The 17,737-nt window shown below is 63.9% G+C and carries 15 protein-coding genes; 1 reads left to right on the top strand and 14 read right to left on the bottom strand.

Annotated features, from left to right (window positions below; all coding sequences use genetic code 11):
• Positions 1-104: 104 nt before the first annotated feature.
• From ACH49N_RS10555 to ACH49N_RS10510, 10 genes are all read right to left on the bottom strand, one after another.
• Entirely contained in the window at positions 105-1,100 is a 996-nt protein-coding gene (locus ACH49N_RS10555; RefSeq protein WP_358272565.1) for a PDR/VanB family oxidoreductase, read from the bottom strand.
• A gap of 57 nt (positions 1,101-1,157) precedes the next feature.
• Positions 1,158-2,270 carry an NAD(P)-dependent alcohol dehydrogenase gene (locus tag ACH49N_RS10550; protein ID WP_358272567.1) on the bottom strand — a complete coding sequence of 371 codons (1,113 nt, stop codon included), beginning with the start codon at positions 2,268-2,270 and terminating at the stop codon, positions 1,158-1,160.
• Positions 2,271-2,357: 87 nt separating this feature from the next.
• Entirely contained in the window at positions 2,358-4,682 is a 2,325-nt protein-coding gene (locus ACH49N_RS10545; RefSeq protein ID WP_358272569.1) for a LuxR C-terminal-related transcriptional regulator, read from the bottom strand.
• Positions 4,683-4,922: 240 nt separating this feature from the next.
• Positions 4,923-5,141: a DUF3263 domain-containing protein gene (locus ACH49N_RS10540; protein WP_358272571.1), complete on the bottom strand. Its 219-nt coding sequence runs from the start codon at positions 5,139-5,141 to the stop codon at positions 4,923-4,925.
• A gap of 87 nt (positions 5,142-5,228) precedes the next feature.
• Positions 5,229-5,417: a ferredoxin gene (locus ACH49N_RS10535; RefSeq protein ID WP_358272573.1), complete on the bottom strand. Its 189-nt coding sequence runs from the start codon at positions 5,415-5,417 to the stop codon at positions 5,229-5,231.
• Positions 5,418-5,445: 28 nt separating this feature from the next.
• A complete protein-coding gene (locus ACH49N_RS10530; RefSeq protein ID WP_358272574.1) occupies positions 5,446-6,099 on the bottom strand; it encodes a cytochrome P450 in 654 nt (217 codons plus the stop codon).
• Complete coding sequence (locus tag ACH49N_RS10525) at positions 6,017-6,640, bottom strand: hypothetical protein (RefSeq protein WP_358272576.1); 624 nt, start codon at positions 6,638-6,640, stop codon at positions 6,017-6,019. Before ACH49N_RS10525 ends, ACH49N_RS10530 begins: the two co-directional genes overlap by 83 nt.
• Positions 6,641-6,714: 74 nt before the next feature.
• Entirely contained in the window at positions 6,715-8,208 is a 1,494-nt protein-coding gene (locus ACH49N_RS10520) for an aldehyde dehydrogenase family protein (RefSeq protein ID WP_358272578.1), read from the bottom strand.
• Positions 8,209-8,416: 208 nt separating this feature from the next.
• Positions 8,417-9,268, bottom strand: a complete 852-nt coding sequence (locus ACH49N_RS10515; protein WP_358272580.1) for a cytochrome c oxidase assembly protein — start codon at positions 9,266-9,268, stop codon at positions 8,417-8,419.
• A gap of 213 nt (positions 9,269-9,481) precedes the next feature.
• Positions 9,482-11,686, bottom strand: a complete 2,205-nt coding sequence (locus tag ACH49N_RS10510; protein ID WP_358272582.1) for a hypothetical protein — start codon at positions 11,684-11,686, stop codon at positions 9,482-9,484.
• Between the two features lie 593 nt (positions 11,687-12,279).
• Between ACH49N_RS10510 and ACH49N_RS10505 the strand changes: the two genes are divergently transcribed.
• A complete protein-coding gene (locus tag ACH49N_RS10505; RefSeq protein ID WP_358272584.1) occupies positions 12,280-13,623 on the top strand; it encodes an MFS transporter in 1,344 nt (447 codons plus the stop codon).
• A 289-nt stretch (positions 13,624-13,912) separates the two neighbouring features.
• On the opposite strand, the gene ACH49N_RS10500 is transcribed toward ACH49N_RS10505, so the two are convergent.
• The 4 genes from ACH49N_RS10500 to ACH49N_RS10485 form a co-directional block, all read right to left on the bottom strand.
• Positions 13,913-14,650, bottom strand: coding sequence for an SDR family oxidoreductase (locus ACH49N_RS10500; protein WP_358272585.1), 738 nt, complete (start codon positions 14,648-14,650; stop codon positions 13,913-13,915).
• Between the two features lie 125 nt (positions 14,651-14,775).
• Entirely contained in the window at positions 14,776-16,179 is a 1,404-nt protein-coding gene (locus tag ACH49N_RS10495; RefSeq protein WP_358272586.1) for a hypothetical protein, read from the bottom strand.
• Between the two features lie 45 nt (positions 16,180-16,224).
• Positions 16,225-16,920 (bottom strand): 4-carboxy-4-hydroxy-2-oxoadipate aldolase/oxaloacetate decarboxylase, encoded by a 696-nt coding sequence (locus tag ACH49N_RS10490; RefSeq protein WP_358272588.1) that lies wholly within the window; start codon positions 16,918-16,920, stop codon positions 16,225-16,227.
• On the bottom strand, positions 16,917-17,639 hold the full coding sequence (locus ACH49N_RS10485) for a PIG-L deacetylase family protein (protein ID WP_358272590.1): 723 nt from the start codon (positions 17,637-17,639) through the stop codon (positions 16,917-16,919). The genes ACH49N_RS10490 and ACH49N_RS10485 overlap by 4 nt, the downstream gene beginning before the upstream one ends.
• Between the last annotated feature and the right edge of the window lie 98 nt (positions 17,640-17,737).

Genomic DNA, 17,737 nt, shown 5'->3' with positions numbered 1-17,737 from the left:
GAGTTGTGTAATGCGTGTCAGTCCTGGATGTTACGAACTTCATCGAGTCCGGAACACCGCAAACCGTCGCCACGATGGCTGAGTCAAATGACGTAGCCGCGCGGTCAGAGTTCGAGAACGAGCTTCTTCGAGCACGACCGAGACACGCAGATCATCATGTAGTCGTTCTCGGCCTGCTCGTCGGCCGTGAGAACCGAGTCCCGATGGTCGGGCGTTCCCTCCAGAACGGCGGTCTCGCAGGTGCCGCAGGTGCCCTCCTCGCACGAGGCGGTTGTTCCGACACCCGCAGCGCGCACCACCTGGAGAATCGACTTGTCGGCTGGAACATGCAGCGTCAGTCCGCTCTCTCGAAGTTCGACATCGAAAGCGGTGTTGACGGCATCGTCAAAGTGCTTGGGTGAGAACCGTTCGATATGCGGATCGCCTACTTTCCACTGCGCACATTTGTCTTCCACCGCCGTGAGCAAGCCCTCCGGACCACAGCAGTACACCAGCGTTCCGGGCGCAAGCGTGGACAGGATCGCATCGAGATCGGGAAAACCTCGCGTGTCCTGAGGAAAGACGTCGACCTTGCCCCCGTGCTGTTCCAGGTCGTCGAGGAAAGCCATTGAACTGCGCTGACGCCCTCCATAGGTCAGCTTCCACTCGGCGCCGGACGCCTCGGCGGATCGGATCATCGGGATCATCGGCGTGATGCCGATGCCACCGGCGATGAAGTGATACCGATTCGATGGTGCGAGCTCGAAATGGTTGCGGGGACCGCGCACCCGGACGGTCTGGCCCTCGACCAACTGTTCATGGATGTACTCCGAGCCACCGCGGCTCTCCGGCTCCCGCAGGACACCCACCTTCCACCGCTGGTGGTCGGCGGGGTCACCCATCAATGAGTACTGGCGGGTGATGTCGCCGGGCAGGATGAGGTCGATGTGCGCACCGGGTTCCCACGCCGGAAGCTGTTCGCCATCCGAGTGCCGCAACACGAGGAGTACAACCCCGTCGGCGACCAGCTTCTTCGACTCGACCAGGACATCAGCCTCGTACTCGGTTACCTTCGTGGTTACCGACGCGGACCCGACACGGGTGTTCTCGATCTGTGTCATCACAATCTCTCCAAACATTTCGTACACGCGCTGTTCACAAGACCCCGGAACGCTGGGTCAGTCGAACAACAGAACCGGCTTGATCGTGGTACCGGCCTTCGCGTCCTCAGCAGCTCTGTTGATTTCGCTGAAGGGGTAGGTGGTTACCAGTTTTTCGAGCGGAAGCCGGCCTTGGCGGTACAGGTCGGCGAGGGCGGGGATGAAGGTCAGCGGCTCCGAATCGCCCTCCGTGACACCCACGATCTTGCGGCCGACCAGGAAGGCACTGATGTCGATGGCCAGCTCGGTGCCGGGCGCCGGTGCACCCACGACAGCACAGGTGCCGAACGTCGCAAGATTGTCGGTGATGGCACGGGTGACTCCGACGTTCGCGGTGGTGTCCACGGCATGGTCGAGGCCGGCGCCGCCGGTAATCGCCGCGATTTCACCGGCAAGATCGGCGGTGGTGGTGTTGATGGCGTGGGTTGCGCCCAGCTCGAGGGCCAAGTCCAGTCGAGACTGGACCCGGTCCACCGCGATGATCGCTCCAGCGGCCGTGACAGCAGCCCCCATGATCGCGGCCAATCCCACCGCTCCGGTTCCGAACACGGCGACGGACTGACCCGCGTCGGGCTCGAGAATGTTCAGCACTGTGCCGGCGCCGGTCTGGATGGCGCATCCGAGCGGGGCCATCAGATGCAGTGGTAGGTCGTCGTCGAGAAGGACCACGCACCGTTCGTCGACCACCGAATGTGCACTGAACGATGATTGCCCGAAGAACCGGGCGGTCACCGCTGCACTGTCGCGCCGCGCCGTCGACGTTCCGTCGGCCCGCAGACCGTTGTTGAACAGATTCGCGGGCACCCACGTCGCGCAGTAGGCGGGATGCCCGCTTCGGCAATGCGCACAGCTCCCGCAGGAGGTGAAGGTCAGGGCGACATGATCGCCTGGCCGTACCCTCGTGACCGCCGAGCCGACTGCCTCGACGATGCCGGCGCCCTCGTGGCCGAGAATGCCCGGGAATGCGTAACCGGTGTGACCGGCCTGCACGGAGAGGTCGGTGTGGCACAGCCCCGCGGCGACCATTTTCACGAGCACCTCGTCCGGCCGCAGATCGTCGAGTTCGATCTCTCCGAGAACGAAGTCAGCACCCGCTGCTTCGACCAGTGCCGCTGTCGTTGTCACTGTCATCTGTCTCTCCCTGTCAACACGATGTGCGTTGAGTCACATGGTGCTAGGGGAGGGGATTCGGCAACCGGGTAGTACTACCCGGTTCAGCTACCCGTTCTGCGCTGCGGCCCGCGTGCGGGTCACCCAGGCGGCGACCTGGGCGCGGGAATTGACGTGCAGCTTGCTGAAGATGTTTTCGACGTGTCCATCGATCGTGCGAGTCGACAGGACCAGCTCCTCGGCGATTTCCCGGTTGCTCAGCCCGTCCGCCACCATGTCCGCGACCTGACGCTCGCGGCGGGTCAGTGCCACGGGCAATGTCGTCGTGGAGGTATCGAGTGTGCGCTCCCGGCCGCCGAGAGCGTAGGTGACGGCGCGCGGGGCGCTCCAGGACGCTCCCTCGGCCGCCAGTGCATCGAACTTGTCGGGCGCGAGGGCGGCGCGAAGCCGTTTCTCGCAGAGCGCGGAATGCTCGGCGAAGTGCAAGCCGAACGCTCCGATGGTGGTGCCGAGGTCGGTCCACATCGATCGTGCGGCGCCGAGAAGGCGTACGGCCCACTCATTGTCGCCCTGCGATGCCGCCACCCAGGCCAGCAGGTCGATGTCCAGTGCGGTACCCACCCTGTTGAACTCCGGCTTCATCGCGAGCGCCTGTCGTACGAGGCGTGTCGCGCGGTCGTGGTCGGCGCTGAGCCAGCTGTCGAAGCCCAGGGCCCACATCGCCTGGCATCGTCCCCAGTGCTCCCCGCATTCCTCGCTCAACCGCAGTGCACTCGCCGCGACTTGCTGAGCACGGGAGCTCTCCCCGACTTGTGCGAGCGCCACCACCAGCTGCATCGACCCGAGCAAAGTACCGGCATGGTCGCCGATCGCTTCGAGGCCGATGATGGCCCGATCGAGAGCGGTAATCGCTTCGGACAGGTCGGAGCGGAACAGCGCGGCTGTGCCGATCATCAACTCGATATAGGTCTGTAGGTCGCCGCCGCCGAGGGCGTCGGCAGTGTGTTGTGCCTCGACAAGATAGGTTGCTGCCCCGTCACGGTCGCCTTGCACCAGAGCGACCCATGCTGCGACCCACAGTGCGGTACCCCGCGCGGGGGTGGGTTCGGGTTGATAGGTGATTGCCTGATCGAGCCACCGTCGGCCTTCCCGGAGGAAGCCGCCGATCGCCCAGTGGAAGCGCAATGTGATCACCATCTCGAGTCCGGCCTGCTGCTCGCCGGGAGTGGAGAAACTCCATTCGAGAGCTCGGCTGATGTTGAATCGCTCGTCCCGCAACCGCGCGATGCCCTCAATCTGTCGAGCGGTCGCCCAGTTGTCGAGCACTGTTCGGGCGAGGGTGAGGTAGTAGTCGCGATGTGCCCGGCTCACGCTCTCAGCCTGACCGGACTGCCGAAGTCGCTCGTACCCGTATTGACGGATGGTCTCGAGGAAACGAAATCGAGCGGTCGATGCATCGGTGTGAGCCGTCAGGATCGACTTCGAGACGAGTTGATCGACGAGCTGCAATACCTCTTCCGCCGTGACCTTCTCGGTCGCGCAGACGCCCTCGGCGGCCTCGAGGTCGAATCCACCGGCGAACACCGAGGCCCGCTGCCACAACACTTGTTCCTCGACGCTGCACAGGTCGTAGCTCCAGTCCACCAGTGCCCGCAAGGAGCGCTGCCTGGGAGGCGCGGATCGCTCGCCGGTCCCCAAAATGTGAAATTGGTCGTCCAGACGCTGGACCACCTGAGCGACGGATAGCGAACGCAACCGTGTTGCTGCCAACTCGATGGCCAGGGGGCTGCCTTCCAGACGTGCACACAGTTGCGCGACTGCCCGGAAGTTGGCGTCGGTGATCGCGAAACCCGGATGCGCTGCGGTTGCCCGGTCCAACAGTAGCGCCACCGAATCATACTGCGTGACATGGTGGATGTCTGAAACCGACGAGGGATCGGGTGCCGACAGTGGTGGAACCGGGATGACTTGCTCACCTGCTGCGCGCAGCGACTCCCGGCTGGTCGCCAGAATGTGCACATCCAAGTCAGTTGCCAACAGTTCGGCTGCCAGGGCCGCGGTCTGATCGATGACGTGCTCGCAATTGTCGAGCAGGAGGAGGATCTGTCGATCTTCGAGATACGACAGGAGGCGATCGTGCGCGGAACCCGTTGAATGATCCTGACCACCGAGCGCGGCAAGAACGGCCTCCTCGATGGACGAACTGGGTTTCACCGGTGCGAGATCGATGAACCACACACCGTCGGCGAAGGTGTCGCGAACCTCTTCTGCCACTGCGAGTGCGAGACGCGACTTACCCATGCCACCGAAACCGGTCAGGGTGACCAGCTTCGAGCGGGTCAGCGCTTCGCGAACCGAGTCCCGCACGTCGTCCCGCCCGACGAAACTCGTCACCTGAATCGGAAGATTGCCGGGCATACGGACACCGGTCACCGGCGCGCCTCCTCGTCGAAAGCGGAGTGCACGATCGCAAGCGGCGATATCGAACCAACACTCCACATGATCTACATCACAATACAGTGTGAGATCGAGGGAAGGATCAGCGCTCGCCATTTCTTCCAGGTAGCCGAAATCACCCAGCCGCGGATCGAAATGTCTGTGGGCCGGGGCAATTGGACGATCTGTCTGCACCGGGGTCGAAATTCGCAGTTGCCGGCGACCGCATCGAGCGGGTCACGGGATCCCGGGCTGGGAGTTGACCACGGCATGCAGGCGGACAAGTTCACCCGGTGACATGTTGGTCACCAGCACGGAGTCGAGTATCCGCTGGAGTTGGACATAGAAACGGGCGGGAGACATCCCGAACTCGACGAGGATGTCACCACGCCGCGGGCCACCGTACGGCGCCCACTTGCGGGCGTAATCGAGGAGCACCTGGTCGTCGGGGGTCATGCGAAGTCTCTTCCGGTCGTGGCGAAATGCGCAGTGGCGGCACTGCGCGGGCTACCCGTGCAGTGCCGCCACCAAAGGTGTGAAAGATCAGTCGAGATGAACGGCGCTGACCGGGCAGGCACGCAGTGCAAGGTCCACCGCCGGAGGCACCTCTGCCGGCACCTGCTCCTGAATCACCACCGGTTCACCGTCGTCGTCGAGTCGGACGAAATCGGGGGCGGATTGGGCGCACATGCCGTGTCCGTCGCATACGTTGCGATCGATGCCGAGTTTCACTGTGGTTGCTCCTCTCGTGGTCGGTCGCTCAGCTGATTCGTACCGGCAGTGTCGACAGACCACGGGTGATGTTGTTCGGCACTCGCGTCGGCTCACCGACGAGTTCGATGGTCGTAACCCTCTCCGCGAGGGCGGTGAACAACGCCTGCGCTTCCATCGTCGCCAGGGTCCGGCCAGGGCAGGCATGGGTACCGAAGTCGAACGCGAGATTGTCGGTCGGATTGCGCCGGACGTCGAACCGATCCGGATCCGGGTAGTGACGCTCATCGCGATTTGCTGCCGCGTAGGAGTGGATGATTTTCGAGTCGGCCGCGATGATGACGCCCTCTCCGAGGTCGACCTCCCGCGTGGTGGCCCGGGAGAAGAACTGCGCCGGGGACTCCATGCGCACACCCTCGAGGAACGCACTCGGAACAAGTGAGGGATCTTCGTGGACGAGCTTCCACTGGTCGGGGTTCTGCGCGAACAGCATCAGCAAGCTTCCGACCGCGTTGATGGTGGTATCCAGCGCTGCGTTGAGGTACCCGGCCAGCATGATCGGGACGTTTTCCTTCGGCAACTCGCCACGGTTCGCGGCATCGAGGATGATGCTGCCGAAGCTACCGGGAATCAGGTTCTCCTCGTTGGCGATCTCCTGAAGGTATTGGAATGCTTGCGCCACCTTCGGCAGCGAATCGAGCATTGTTCTCCGGGCCCGCCGAGTTGAAACTGCCCTCGGCCCATTCGAGGATCTTGTCGCGGCCGTCCTCCGGCCAGCCAACCAGATCCATCACGATGTGCATCGGCAGATCCCGGGCGAAGTCGATGACTCCGTCGAAAGTCTTGCGCTCGAGCAACTGGTCGACGACCACTCGGGCGCGTGACTCGATGTCGCCTAGGGCCTTGCGGACGAATCGGGGGCGCAGTGCGTCATCGAACACCTTGCGCGGCGCGGCATGGGCGGGCGGATCGGTGACCAGGGTCGACCCCGTCCAGGCCTCGTTGCAGGCCTGGTTGAAGGCGATCCCTCCCAGGTGCGCGGAACTGAACGTCTCCCAGTCGGCGAGTGCGTTCTTGACCTGGTCGTAACGGGTGAGGATCCACATGTCGTACTTGGTCAGGTATGCGGCCGGCCCCTTGTCCCGCAGCATCTTGTAGTGCGGATACGGGTCGAGTAGAACTTCGTCGTCCCACAGGTCGAGGTCGGTTTCGAAGCGGGCGCGATCACTGAGTGTCATGGTCATGAGAGGAATCCTTCGAGCTGGATTAGGCCGATGGCCTGGAAGGGGGCTGGGATGCGGGCCGTGCGCGACGGCGGCTAGGTGGCAACGATCACCGATTTAGTCTGAAGATATTCGTCGAGTCCTTCGGGGCCGTTCTCCCGGCCGTACCCGGATTGCTTGTAGCCACCGATGGGCATCTGGACGTCGAGGACGCCCCAATTGTTGACCCACACCAAACCTGCATTCAGGCGAGCGGCGACGCGGTGGGCACGGCCGATGTCGGTGGTCTGAAGGCCGGCGGCAAGACCGTAGCGGGTGGAGTTGGCCAGAGCGACGGCCTCGTCCTCGCTGTCGAACGGTTGCACGGTCAGAACGGGACCGAAGATTTCTTCCTGCACGAATTCCGAATCTTGGGTGACGTCGGCGAGCACGGTCGGGGCCTGATACCAGCCCGCGCCGTCGACGCCGCTGACCGCGCCGCCACCGAGCACCCGCACGTCGGCGGCTGCCGCCCTGTCCAAAAACCCGGTGACTTTCGCCAGATGCTTGGGCCCGGTCATCGGCCCGATCACGGTGGAGTCCGCGAAGGGGTCGCCGACCGGAACGTATCCGGCTCCGGCTCCGACGGCCGTGACCACATCCTCGTAGATGGGACGCTCGACAAGCAGACGGGTACCGGCCATACAGAACTGGCCGGTGTTGTAGACAAAGCCGGAAATCGCCGCCTGCACAGCCGATTCGATGTCGGCATCAGCGAAGATCAGGTTGGCTGACTTGCCGCCGAGTTCGACGGTGACATGCTTGAGTGTGGCAGCCGCACGGGTGGCGATCGTAGTGCCGACCGCGGTCGACCCGGTGAAGGCGATCTTGTCCACGCGGGGGTCCTCGACGAGGACGCTGCCGGCCTCGGCGCCGCCGGTAACGACATTGAAAACTCCGTCCGGCAGCCCCGCCTCGATGAGAAGTTCACCGATCGCCAGCGCGGTCAGCGGGGTGTCCTCGGCGGGCTTGTGGACGACGGTGTTGCCCGCTGCCAGTGCCGGCGCAATCTTCGACAGAGACAGAATCAATGGGAAGTTGAACGGCGTGATCGCAGCGACGACTCCTATCGGCTCGCGGAGCGTGTACGCGAAGGTCGGTACTCCGGTCGTGCGGGTGGCACCTTCGATTCCCAACGCCAGGCTGCCGTAGTACTCGAACATGTCCGCTGCGGTGGCGACATCGACCATTCGACTGAATGTGATGGGTTTTCCGGTGTCGGTCGACTCGAGTCGAGCAAACTGCTCGGCCCGGTCCCGCAGCAGAACCGCGGCGCGCAACAGGATGCGGCCACGGTCCCGGCAGTTCAGCGTCGCCCACGCCCCCTCGTCGAAGGCCGATCGGGCGGCGCCGATCGCGGCCCGCACATCGTCGGCGGTGGCCTCGGGTACAGAAGTCACGACGGCGCCGCTGGACGGGTCGAACACATCGCGGGTACGTCCATCGGACGCGTCCGTGCGCTGACCCGCAATGAGTAGCTTGGTGACCGGAAGCGTGATCTCGGGCCGCGTCGCGGCCGAATTCGACTCGGCTGCTCGAGTAACTGTCATTCTCAGATTCCTTCACACCTCGTGTGGTTTGCGTCGCATCAAGCGTTGCGTGAGACAGTGCCCGGGAACCGGGTAGAACTACCCGACTCGACTACCCGGGTTGTGTCCTGCGCCACGTTTACTGGCGGATATGGACTGGATCTCACCGGAGTTGTTCGGGTGCGCCCTCGGGTCAGCCGCCGGCGGACGGTGGCGATCAGCAGGGCAATCAGCACGCAGCAGGCCATGATCCTGCTCCTTCGATCGCATCAGGCCGAGTGCCTACCGGGGCCACCGTGCCGCGGCGGGCGCGCAGCCACAGTACGGTCAGACCCGCCACGGACAGCGCACTGCCGCCCAGCACCAGAACTGCGCCCGCAGCGGCAGCCCCCGAAAGGACGGACACCGTCGGAAGAAGGGCAACTGCGATGCCGAGTGCTACGTAGAGCGGCACCCCCATCATGAGCATGACCCGCTGCGTGGGCCAGGGGGTCCGACGGCCGATCGGGTCCTCGCCGATCAAGGGAATCCAGAACAGCAGGCCACAGATGAGGAAATAGATGTGTGCGGACATGTGCAACCACTGATGTTCGGTGCTCCACCGGTATACCGGCGTCAGGAGATAGACCGCCATCGACCCGTAGTAGTCCGCGCACAACCAGAACACCGCCCGGCGTCCGCCGGTGAAGCGGCGGACCACCGGATCCGCGAAGACGGCACCGATCTCGCTGCGCACGTGCTGAGGAAGAGAGCGTAGAAGCAACCGAAGCGGCCCGCCGTATACCAGCAGAATCGGCGCCACCATCATCAACACGAGATGCTGTCCGACGTGGACGGCAAAGATGTCGTCATAGTGCGATATCCCCGAAAACAAGGTGATGGCGACCACCCCGCATCCCCCCACATATGACCAGGTCCGATACCGCGGCCAGGTGCGACCGCTGCGCGATCTGCGGCGTGCCGCCAGGACAAACGCCGATGCCAGAGCACAAAGAATCACCGTTCCGGCGACGGACACGATGTCGGTCGACCACCAGTTGACAGCTTCGGTGGTCGTCGGCGCTCCGTGGGCGTTATTCATGACCGTGCGCTCGGGCAGGTGGAATCACGGAGAGATCGCGGCGTCCCCGGAGGGCGGATACCCGCCGGAACCATTTTGCCCAAGTAGGTATCCCCATCCACGTGGCGGGTGCCTCTGCGATCCAGCGGACCGTGTCGGCGTAGTGGGTACGAACCCGCTGCCATGCGGTGGTGGGCAGCCGCCGAAACGTCGGCGGGGCGGTGGTCTCGTCCTTCATCGGTTCTTGTCTCCGTTCTGGAAGGTCAGCGTCAGGGCAGAGCGACCCGCGACCTCCACCTGGACTCGCGCCCGGCCTGCGTCATCGGCAACCACGACTTTCTCGAGGGCCCCCGTGAGCGTGTACCGACCGCCCGGGCGGAGGCGGGCAAACGACACCGTCACCCGCTCCTGTCGACCGACCGTGCGCAAGACCGCGTCGAGGTCGCGGCCGTTGGGGCTGACTGCGCGAGCGACCATCACTTGGGGGTACGGAACCGAATCGATAACCGGGCCCTCCTGCCAGATGGCAGGCATCCCCTTCTCCACGATGTCGATCCAGCCGCCGTGGCGCCCGAACAGCGCCCGACCCAGACCCGCGTGAGCGAGAATCGAGGCGCCTTCGGCGACGAGCCACCCTCGATTGTCGATCGAAATGTCCAGTCGTGCGCGTAGCTCTCGGTAGACACCTTGGCTGAGCTCTTCATCGCCGGCCTCGCGTGCTTCCTCCATCACCATCGCATAGCCGGCGAGCGGATTGAAGGTGTAGTTGCCCGGGTCGAGAAGCCTGTCATCGGTGCGGAACGGGGTAATGATCTCGCCGTCCGGGGTCCTGCACGCCGCCTGCAGGAGCAAAAATCCACGGTCGGCGACGTTCGGGACGAGATTGCGCAGATCCGCTGACAGAGTCAGCCCGGCCGCACCGATCCCGACCCGGCTCGATCGGTGCCCGTTGACCATGCCATCCGGGCGGACCAGCTCCTGCTGGAACCCGCGACGGTATCGATCGCCGATCTGGTCCCAATAGGTTGTGCCATGGAGGCGGTCATGGAGCCGAAGTCCGGTTCCTCCCCGCATGTTGCACAACGAGAAGATCCAATTCGGTTCGCACACCACCAAGCCCCACGGGGAGCGCACGTAGTCGGCAGCCAGAGATGCACACAGTGCTCCATAGCTGAGTGGGTACCGCCGTTGGTCGTTCCAGGTGAACATCAGCGAACCCGGCTCGCTGTGCTGCAGATCGCCACTCACGGTCTGGTACAGCCCGAGCGACTGCGCAAAGTACCCGGTCATCATAATGTTCTGCCGCTTTGCCGGATCCGGATCCCACTCGAGATTTCCCCAGAGGTTCTCGAGCGCCCAATACCCCCACACCTTCTTCTCCAGGTACCGGGTAATCAGTTGACGTTGAGCATCTTCCAGGTAACCCTTGAAAGCCGGCACGCGGGTGTACTGCTGCAATGCCAAGGCATCGATCACCGCGTTGATTTGATAGCGCAGGGCCGCCGGCTGGAACTGGTCGATCACGTTCCAGTTCGACCAGTCGTCGGGGGCCTGATTCGCCATATCGACGAACCGACGCGTCAAAGCAAGTTCCTCGTCGTCGAGCTCATCGGCGACGTGCACATCCGGGCGGTTCGCACCTTCGAGGGGACGCGAAGCCTGCGCCAGAAACGCGTTGGCGGCCTCAGCCTGCGCGACCTGCTGCGTAAAACTGCGGCGTCGGTGCCGGCTGATCTCCAACGCTGTCAACGCCGTCGCGCCCGCAACGGCGAGAGCCGCCCTTCTCCAGGTGCGCTTCGACCTGGATGCCCGTCGAGCAGCATAGGCCGCCGCCCCGATCCAGATCACCGGCGGCAACACCATGTTGCCGGTGCCGAACCACAGCAGCAGGCTGAACGCAAAGGTGACAACCGTCAACGCGAAACGGGCGGGGTCACGGGTGTAGAGAAAGCCCGCGCCGGGGAGCATCATCCCCGTCGCGAAACCCTGATTGCGAGCCTTGCCGCCGGACAGCGAAGCCGCGACACCGACAGCCTGCGCGCTCCCTAGGATCGCGAGCATCCTGCGTTGGCGTGCTTGCGCCAGTGGACCGTTCGCCCCCGGCGCAGGAGGTATCTCGATACCTTCGTACACCGGCCCCGCATCAGCGAACGTCGTCTCGCGAGGTGGCATGACCGTGGTGACCAAACCTGCCACGAGCGGGGCGAGGAGCGGCGCCCATCCCGAGGTGGCCAACGCCGCGCCAGCGGCGATGGTTCCCGACAGTATCGAGTCCGAGGCTTTCGAGCGCCCAGCCGAGGCGTCCTCGAGCGCAGTAATGACCGAATCCCACCCGTGATCGCGGACCGTGCTTCTACATGCGTCAAGTAACTCGCGCAGGACACCGGGCGGAAGCCCGGCATCGAAACTCGGGAGCTTCGCACGCCTACCAGCGACCATGAACCAGTTCCTCACATTCTGTCGTGGGCACCGATCGCGTTCGTCAAATACGAGTCGCGATCGGAGACACTGCCCGGTGGGTTCGAGCGCCCGATGACAACGCTCCTCCATGCTAGGAGCGACCAGTGATTTCACACACAGCCGAAAGGCCGCCAGCTGCAGGCAGTTCCGGCAATCTGCTCTACGTCAATTAACGTAGGCCGATCGGAGTTACTCAACGTTGTGCCCTCTGAAAGAACCGGGCCGAGTATGTCATGTGACGTACTCGATCTACGTCGTTCGTACGCACACGCATCCGTCATGCGTCGGTTCTGAAAAGTGCTACCTACCCTTACCGTGATGTGTGTCACGACTACGTGCACGAAATCCGAGAGAGGTGACTCCGAGGCGGACATCAGAGTCCGATGACTGCTCGATCGACACAGTCGCAAACAGCCTCGACATCGCACAGCACGAGCACGGCCTTCTCGTGGTCCCCTGCACCCTCGAGGATGTCGCCGACGCTTCTCGCTGACGGAAGTCTGCGGTCGCTGCGGGTGCACTGCTGCGCGTCTTCACAGCACCCATCGTTGCTCTTCAGAAAGGTAGCCCCGATGCCCGGCACCGAGGTACACAGCAACCCATCCCCACCGACCGCACGCGAACGACGCAAAGTCCTCGGCGCGAGTTTCATCGGAACGGCGATCGAATGGTACGACTTCTTCATCTACGGTGCCGCCGCGTCGATGATCTTCGGGCCGCAGTTCTTCCCGAGCGAGGACCCGATGACTGGGACGTTGGCCGCGTTCGCGACCTTCGCGGTCGGCTTCATAGCCCGACCGATCGGCGGGATCGTGATGGGGCACTTCGGTGATCGGCTCGGCCGCAAGAAGATGCTGCTGATCTCGATGTTGCTGATGGGCGGCGCCACTGTGGCAATCGGACTACTCCCGAATTATGCCGCGATTGGCGTCTTCGCGCCGATTCTGCTGGTCACTCTCCGTTTCATGCAAGGTATCGGCGTGGGCGGCGAATGGGGCGGCGCGGTATTGATGGCCGTCGAATACGCTCCTGCCCATCGGCGTACGCTATATGGCGCGTTCCCGCAAATGGGTCTGCCGGCCGGCGTCATCACTTCCAATATCGTGTTCATCATCGTCACGTCGGTATTCGCGCCGGACGTACTCAGCGACTGGGGTTGGCGAGTGCCGTTCCTCCTCAGCGGTGCATTGATTCTGGTCGCCCTGTATCTGCGCGTTCAGGTGGAGGAAACACCGTCATTCCGCAATGCCCGGGCACATGGCGATGTGGAGTCCAGCCCGCTGATGACAGTCCTGCGGGAGCACGGTAGGACCGTAGCTTTGGCTGGAGCGATTTCGATCGCCTGTCCCGCATTCGGTTACATCTATTCGGTCTACCTCCTGTCATACGGCACCAAGGAACTCGGTATCGCGCAGTCGACGCTGCTCGAGCTGATCGTGGCCGGCGCAGTGGTGCAGTTGATTTCGATCTACATCGCCGCGGTCCTGGCCGACCGGTACGGGCAGCGCCCGATCTTCCTCGCTGGAGCTGCGGTCGTGGCGGTATGGGCGTTTCCCTTTTTCATGTTGGTCAACACCGCAAGCCCACTCCTCATTCTCGTAGCCTTCGTCGTCATGCTGTTGGGCACCTCGTTGATGGCGGGCCCCCAGGCCGCCATGATTGCGGCACTGTTTCCTGCGAACATCCGCTACAGCGGCACATCGATTGCCTACCAGATCGGGTCGATCCTCGGTGGCGGCTTTGCTCCGCTGATTGCGACCAGCTTGTATGCGCGGTTCGGTTCCACGACGCCCACCTCGATCTACCTGATGATCCTCGGTCTCATCAGCTTGATCGCAATCGCGACGCTACGTGTGCCACGCGACCGAATCGTCGAACCGGCGGCCGACGATCGTCAGGCAAATCCCGTCACCTGATCATGGGATGTGGCTGGGGCCCCGCCGAGCACGGCGGGGCCCCAGCGCCCAGGAACCTCGAAGGGACCATCGTGGTAAGTCTGTTTCTGCACGCCATTGCGGCGTTCCTCTATCTTTTCGTCCGCTCGGCATGGCGACGGTCGAGTACCGTCCCGGCCGACGACCGTACGACGCACTGCGCCACGAGCGATGACGTCGGAGCGACCACCGACACCCGTGGGCAGACGATATGGCGCGGGTGAGCACTCGGACCCGCGTGAGCTGAGCGTCTGTGTCGTCACGCAGACGTTCAGTGGAGAAGCCCGCCGCCGTCGTATACCAGCGACTGCCCGGTGATCAGGGCGCCGTCCGGGGATGCCAGGAAGGCCACCATGCCGGCGAACCACTCGGGGGTGACGAACTCCTGAATTGCTTGTTGAGACATCGTCCGGGCGAAGACATCGTCGCCGGAATGGGCGCAGGTCCCCGGTGTGGCGACTTGGGCGGGCATGACGGCGTTGACCGTGATCCGATGCTCACCTAATTCCCGGGCCATCACCCGCGTCATACCGATCAGGGCACCCTTGCTGGCGACGTATCCGATCTGCCCCGGAGCACCGGTGAAGAAGGTTCGGGATGCGATGTTGACGATGCGACCGCGGTGGGGGCTGTCGCGGAGGTGAGGAAAGCATGCCTGCACCATGCGGAGGGCACCGACCGCATTGACATCGTAGAAGCGGTGCAGTTCCTCGGGTGAGGCGTCGAGCAGGCTGCTGCGGCCGGAGAGTAGTCCGGCGTTGTTGACCAGAATATCGATGCTCCCGAGGCGCGCGGCGACAGCTTCGACGGCCGCGGTGACGGCGTCAGTGTCAGTGACGTCGCATCGCCAAGGCAGTACCGAACCCGTGGTATCAGACGCGACCTCGATATCGAACGCGGCGACCGATGCGCCATCCGCGGCGAGTCGGTCGGCGATGGCCCGGCCCAGTCCGCGGGCTGCACCGGTCACGATGGCGGTTCGACCGGTAAGGGGGCGCGAAGGGTGCATCACAACTCCTGCAGGCTCGTCGGCGCATCAAAGTTCGGCTCGGTGTGCGGGTTGTTCACGCGAGGGGTTGAGGCCGCCTCAGCCGGTCGGGCCGCTGCTTGCGCGGTGGCCCGACCGGATTGGTGTCAGGCCTTGACCGCGGTGCGCCAGCCTGCCTGGTAGGAGTCGCGGGCCATGACCGAGTACGGCGCCGGGCTCACGATCGCGCGCACGGCGAGCTGCTCATGCTGCTGCACGGTGGTCTTGCGGCTTCCACCGTCGGGCTCGCCCCAGATGACCTTGACCTCGGCACCGAGCGGAACGTCGGGGTTGATTGTCGCCAAGGACAGTGCGGCGCGTTCGTTGGCGCTGTATCCGGTGAACAGGGACAGACCGATGTTGTTCCCGTCGGCGTCGACGATCGCGTCGTAGTTCGACGACCCGTAGTTGGCGTTGGGCAGGTCGAAGAACTGGTAGCCGGGCCCCTTCGGATCGACCGGCGATGCCAGCAACTTCGCGACATCCTCGGGGTTCCAGGCGAGGGTCACCTTCCGGCGCTGGCTCTCCTGGTCGATGGCCTCGAGTGCGTCACGTCCGATGAAGTCGTGGTCGAACTTGACGAACGATCCGTATCCCAGCTCCCACGGGTTGAGGTAGTAGTCACTGATGTCGTTGGAGACGAAGCTGCCGGCCAATGCATTGGTCGCCTCGTAGCTGTCGGCGCCGAGCCATTCGCGGTAGTCCCGCATCCCGTTGCTGGTGTAGATCGCCGGCAGCGGGGACGGGATCCACCCGGATTCGAGAGTGTTGCACGAGTATGCCCGTGCGCCGGCCGGTTCGAGACCGAACTCGCGACCAGCTTCGAGGATGGCGTCGCGGATCTTGTCGTAGGACTTGTAGGGGCCCCAGATCTCGAGTCCGGGTGCACCGGCCATCCCGTGACGCAGCGTGCGGACCTGCTCGCCGGCGATGTTCATGTACCCCATGCGGAAGAATTTCACCTGTTCGACGGTGCCACCGTTGACCTTCTCGATGACATCCCAGGCACGAGGACCCTGGATCTGGAAGCGCCACAGGTCACGGGTGACTTCCTTGCCGTACGGGCGCGACGGCGACCGCGGGTCCAGGCGCAGCTCGACGTTGTAGCCACGATTGGCCTGGAAGGTCAGCCAGTTCGCCACGGGGGCGCGGCCGACGAAGGTGAACTGCTCCTCGGCCTCGCGGAAAAGGATGCCGTCGCCGATGACGCCGCCCTCGGGAGAGACTGGGACGAACTGCTTGGCGGTGTTGACCTCGAACTTCGCAACGCTGTTGATGCCTGTGTCGGAGATCAACTTCAAGGCATCCGGGCCGGTGATGAACAGGTTGACCATGTGGTGGCTCTGGTCGAACAACACCGCGGTCTCGCTCCAAGCCTTCACCTCGCGGCGGAAGTTCGTGAACTCGGACGGGACCACCGGGTAGATATAGGTGCCGAGTTGGGAGTTGCGCAGCAGCTCCACGGTGTTTCCGGCCTTGTCGAGGACGTCCTGGAGATTCTTCGGGCTCATGAATTTTCCATTTCGTTGTTGGGAGAACAGGTAGTTGAAGGCAAGTCAGGAAAGGTGCTGTTCGGCACTGATGTACTCGACACCGAGCTCGGCGAGCTTGGCGCGCAGACCGTAACGGTCCAGTCCGAGTTCACCGCTACGGAACGCGGCGCGGGTTGCTTCTTCTTTATCGGTGCGGGCCTGCGCGGCCTCGATCGCGCGGTCGACGTCGCCGCGGGGGACGACCATCACGCCGTCGTCGTCAGCGAGAACGGCGTCACCGGGCCGGATAGTCTGTCCACCGATGGTGATCGGGATATTCACCGCACCGGCAGTGGCTTTCACGGTTCCCTGTGCGCTGACAGCGGTGGACCATACCGGGAACCCCATTGCATCGAGCTCGGCGACATCGCGCACGCCTGCCTCGGTGACGAGCCCCCGCACCCCGCGGGTCTGCAGCGCAGTCGCGAACAAATCACCGAACATGCCGTCCGAGCTCGGCGACGTGGTGGTCACGACCAGGAGGTCACCGAGTCGGCACTGCTCGATGGCCGCGTGAATCATCAGGTTGTCGCCGGGCCAGCTCAGAACGGTGACCGCCGTGCCGCCGATACGCGAGCCCAGGTGAACCGGCCTCAGCTTCGGCCCCAGGAAGCCGGTTCGGCCCAACGCCTCGTGAACTGTGGCGACGCCGTATTCGGCAAGCTTGTCGACCCTCTCGATGCACGCGCGCGGTGGGTCTGTGACAACGACGTTTCTCATGAGAGTTCCTCGGTAACTTGGGGGTACAGCCGCATGTATGCCTCACCCATTGCATTGTGGGGCAGACCCAGATTCGGGCCGGCGTTCCGTTTTACCTGGACCCCCCGCCGTTTGGCGAGATCTGTGTAGTAATCCCACATGTGCTGTTGCGCCGCCAGGCACTCCATGGCCTTGCGTTTGACCTCGAAGACCTCGGTAATATCCAGCAGCACATTGGGTTTGAAGTCGCACTGCTCGGGCTGGTGAGGTTCGAAGAAGAATACCGGGGGAGCGCCGAGCGGATCGCCGGGCGCGTCGTAGCCGACGGCTTGGGCGAGGACACGAGCATCCAGCGCCATCCTGGCCGCCGCGGGATGGTCTCCGTTGTACGGGTCGGTCAGCGGATGGGTCAACACCACCGCCGGATCGAACTCACGGTAGACCCGGACGATGCGGTCCACCAGTTCATCGGACTCGCGGAGCGGGTAGTCGCCGGCATCGAGGAACTCGATTTCGGCGCCGAGTACGGCGGCGGCACTCTCTGCCTCTGCGCGCCGGAGAGCCTTGATCTCCTCGAGTGCCTTGCCCTCCCGCCAGGCCCGTGCAGATTCGCCTCGCTCACCGAAGCTCAGGCACAGCACTTTGGCCCGCTGACCCCGGCTGGTCGCTAGCGCGATCGCGCCGGCGGCGCGCCAGACGAAGTCACCCGCGTGTGCGCTGACCACGAGTAAGGAACTCATCCTGGCATCTCTCCTTGGATTGTCGTTGACTCTCGCAATCGACAGTAGGAGCGATGGGTGGTGCATCGTCAGGTCCCGGAGTCCGGTCTGTTCTACGT

It is taken from the genome of Rhodococcus sp. NPDC019647 (assembly GCF_044389235.1).
GTDB classification, from domain to species: Bacteria; Actinomycetota; Actinomycetes; order Mycobacteriales; family Mycobacteriaceae; genus Rhodococcus_F; species Rhodococcus_F oxybenzonivorans.
This window is presented reverse-complemented; position numbering and strand designations above follow the sequence as displayed.

Excerpts from the sequence above, each read along its gene's own strand:
- ACH49N_RS10555 (WP_358272565.1), bottom strand. The coding sequence starts at position 1,100 with ATGACACAGATCGAGAACACCCGTGTCGGGTCCGCGTCGGTAACCACG.
- ACH49N_RS10550 (WP_358272567.1), bottom strand. The coding sequence starts at position 2,270 with ATGACAGTGACAACGACAGCGGCACTGGTCGAAGCAGCGGGTGCTGAC.
- ACH49N_RS10540 (WP_358272571.1), bottom strand. The coding sequence starts at position 5,141 with ATGACCCCCGACGACCAGGTGCTCCTCGATTACGCCCGCAAGTGGGCG.
- ACH49N_RS10530 (WP_358272574.1), bottom strand. The coding sequence starts at position 6,099 with ATGCTCGATTCGCTGCCGAAGGTGGCGCAAGCATTCCAATACCTTCAG.
- ACH49N_RS10525 (WP_358272576.1), bottom strand. The coding sequence starts at position 6,640 with ATGACCATGACACTCAGTGATCGCGCCCGCTTCGAAACCGACCTCGAC.
- ACH49N_RS10520 (WP_358272578.1), bottom strand. The coding sequence starts at position 8,208 with ATGACAGTTACTCGAGCAGCCGAGTCGAATTCGGCCGCGACGCGGCCC.
- ACH49N_RS10515 (WP_358272580.1), bottom strand. The coding sequence starts at position 9,268 with ATGAATAACGCCCACGGAGCGCCGACGACCACCGAAGCTGTCAACTGG.
- ACH49N_RS10510 (WP_358272582.1), bottom strand. The coding sequence starts at position 11,686 with ATGGTCGCTGGTAGGCGTGCGAAGCTCCCGAGTTTCGATGCCGGGCTT.
- ACH49N_RS10505 (WP_358272584.1), top strand. The coding sequence starts at position 12,280 with ATGCCCGGCACCGAGGTACACAGCAACCCATCCCCACCGACCGCACGC.
- ACH49N_RS10500 (WP_358272585.1), bottom strand. The coding sequence starts at position 14,650 with ATGCACCCTTCGCGCCCCCTTACCGGTCGAACCGCCATCGTGACCGGT.
- ACH49N_RS10495 (WP_358272586.1), bottom strand. The coding sequence starts at position 16,179 with ATGAGCCCGAAGAATCTCCAGGACGTCCTCGACAAGGCCGGAAACACC.
- ACH49N_RS10490 (WP_358272588.1), bottom strand. The coding sequence starts at position 16,920 with ATGAGAAACGTCGTTGTCACAGACCCACCGCGCGCGTGCATCGAGAGG.
- ACH49N_RS10485 (WP_358272590.1), bottom strand. The coding sequence starts at position 17,639 with ATGAGTTCCTTACTCGTGGTCAGCGCACACGCGGGTGACTTCGTCTGG.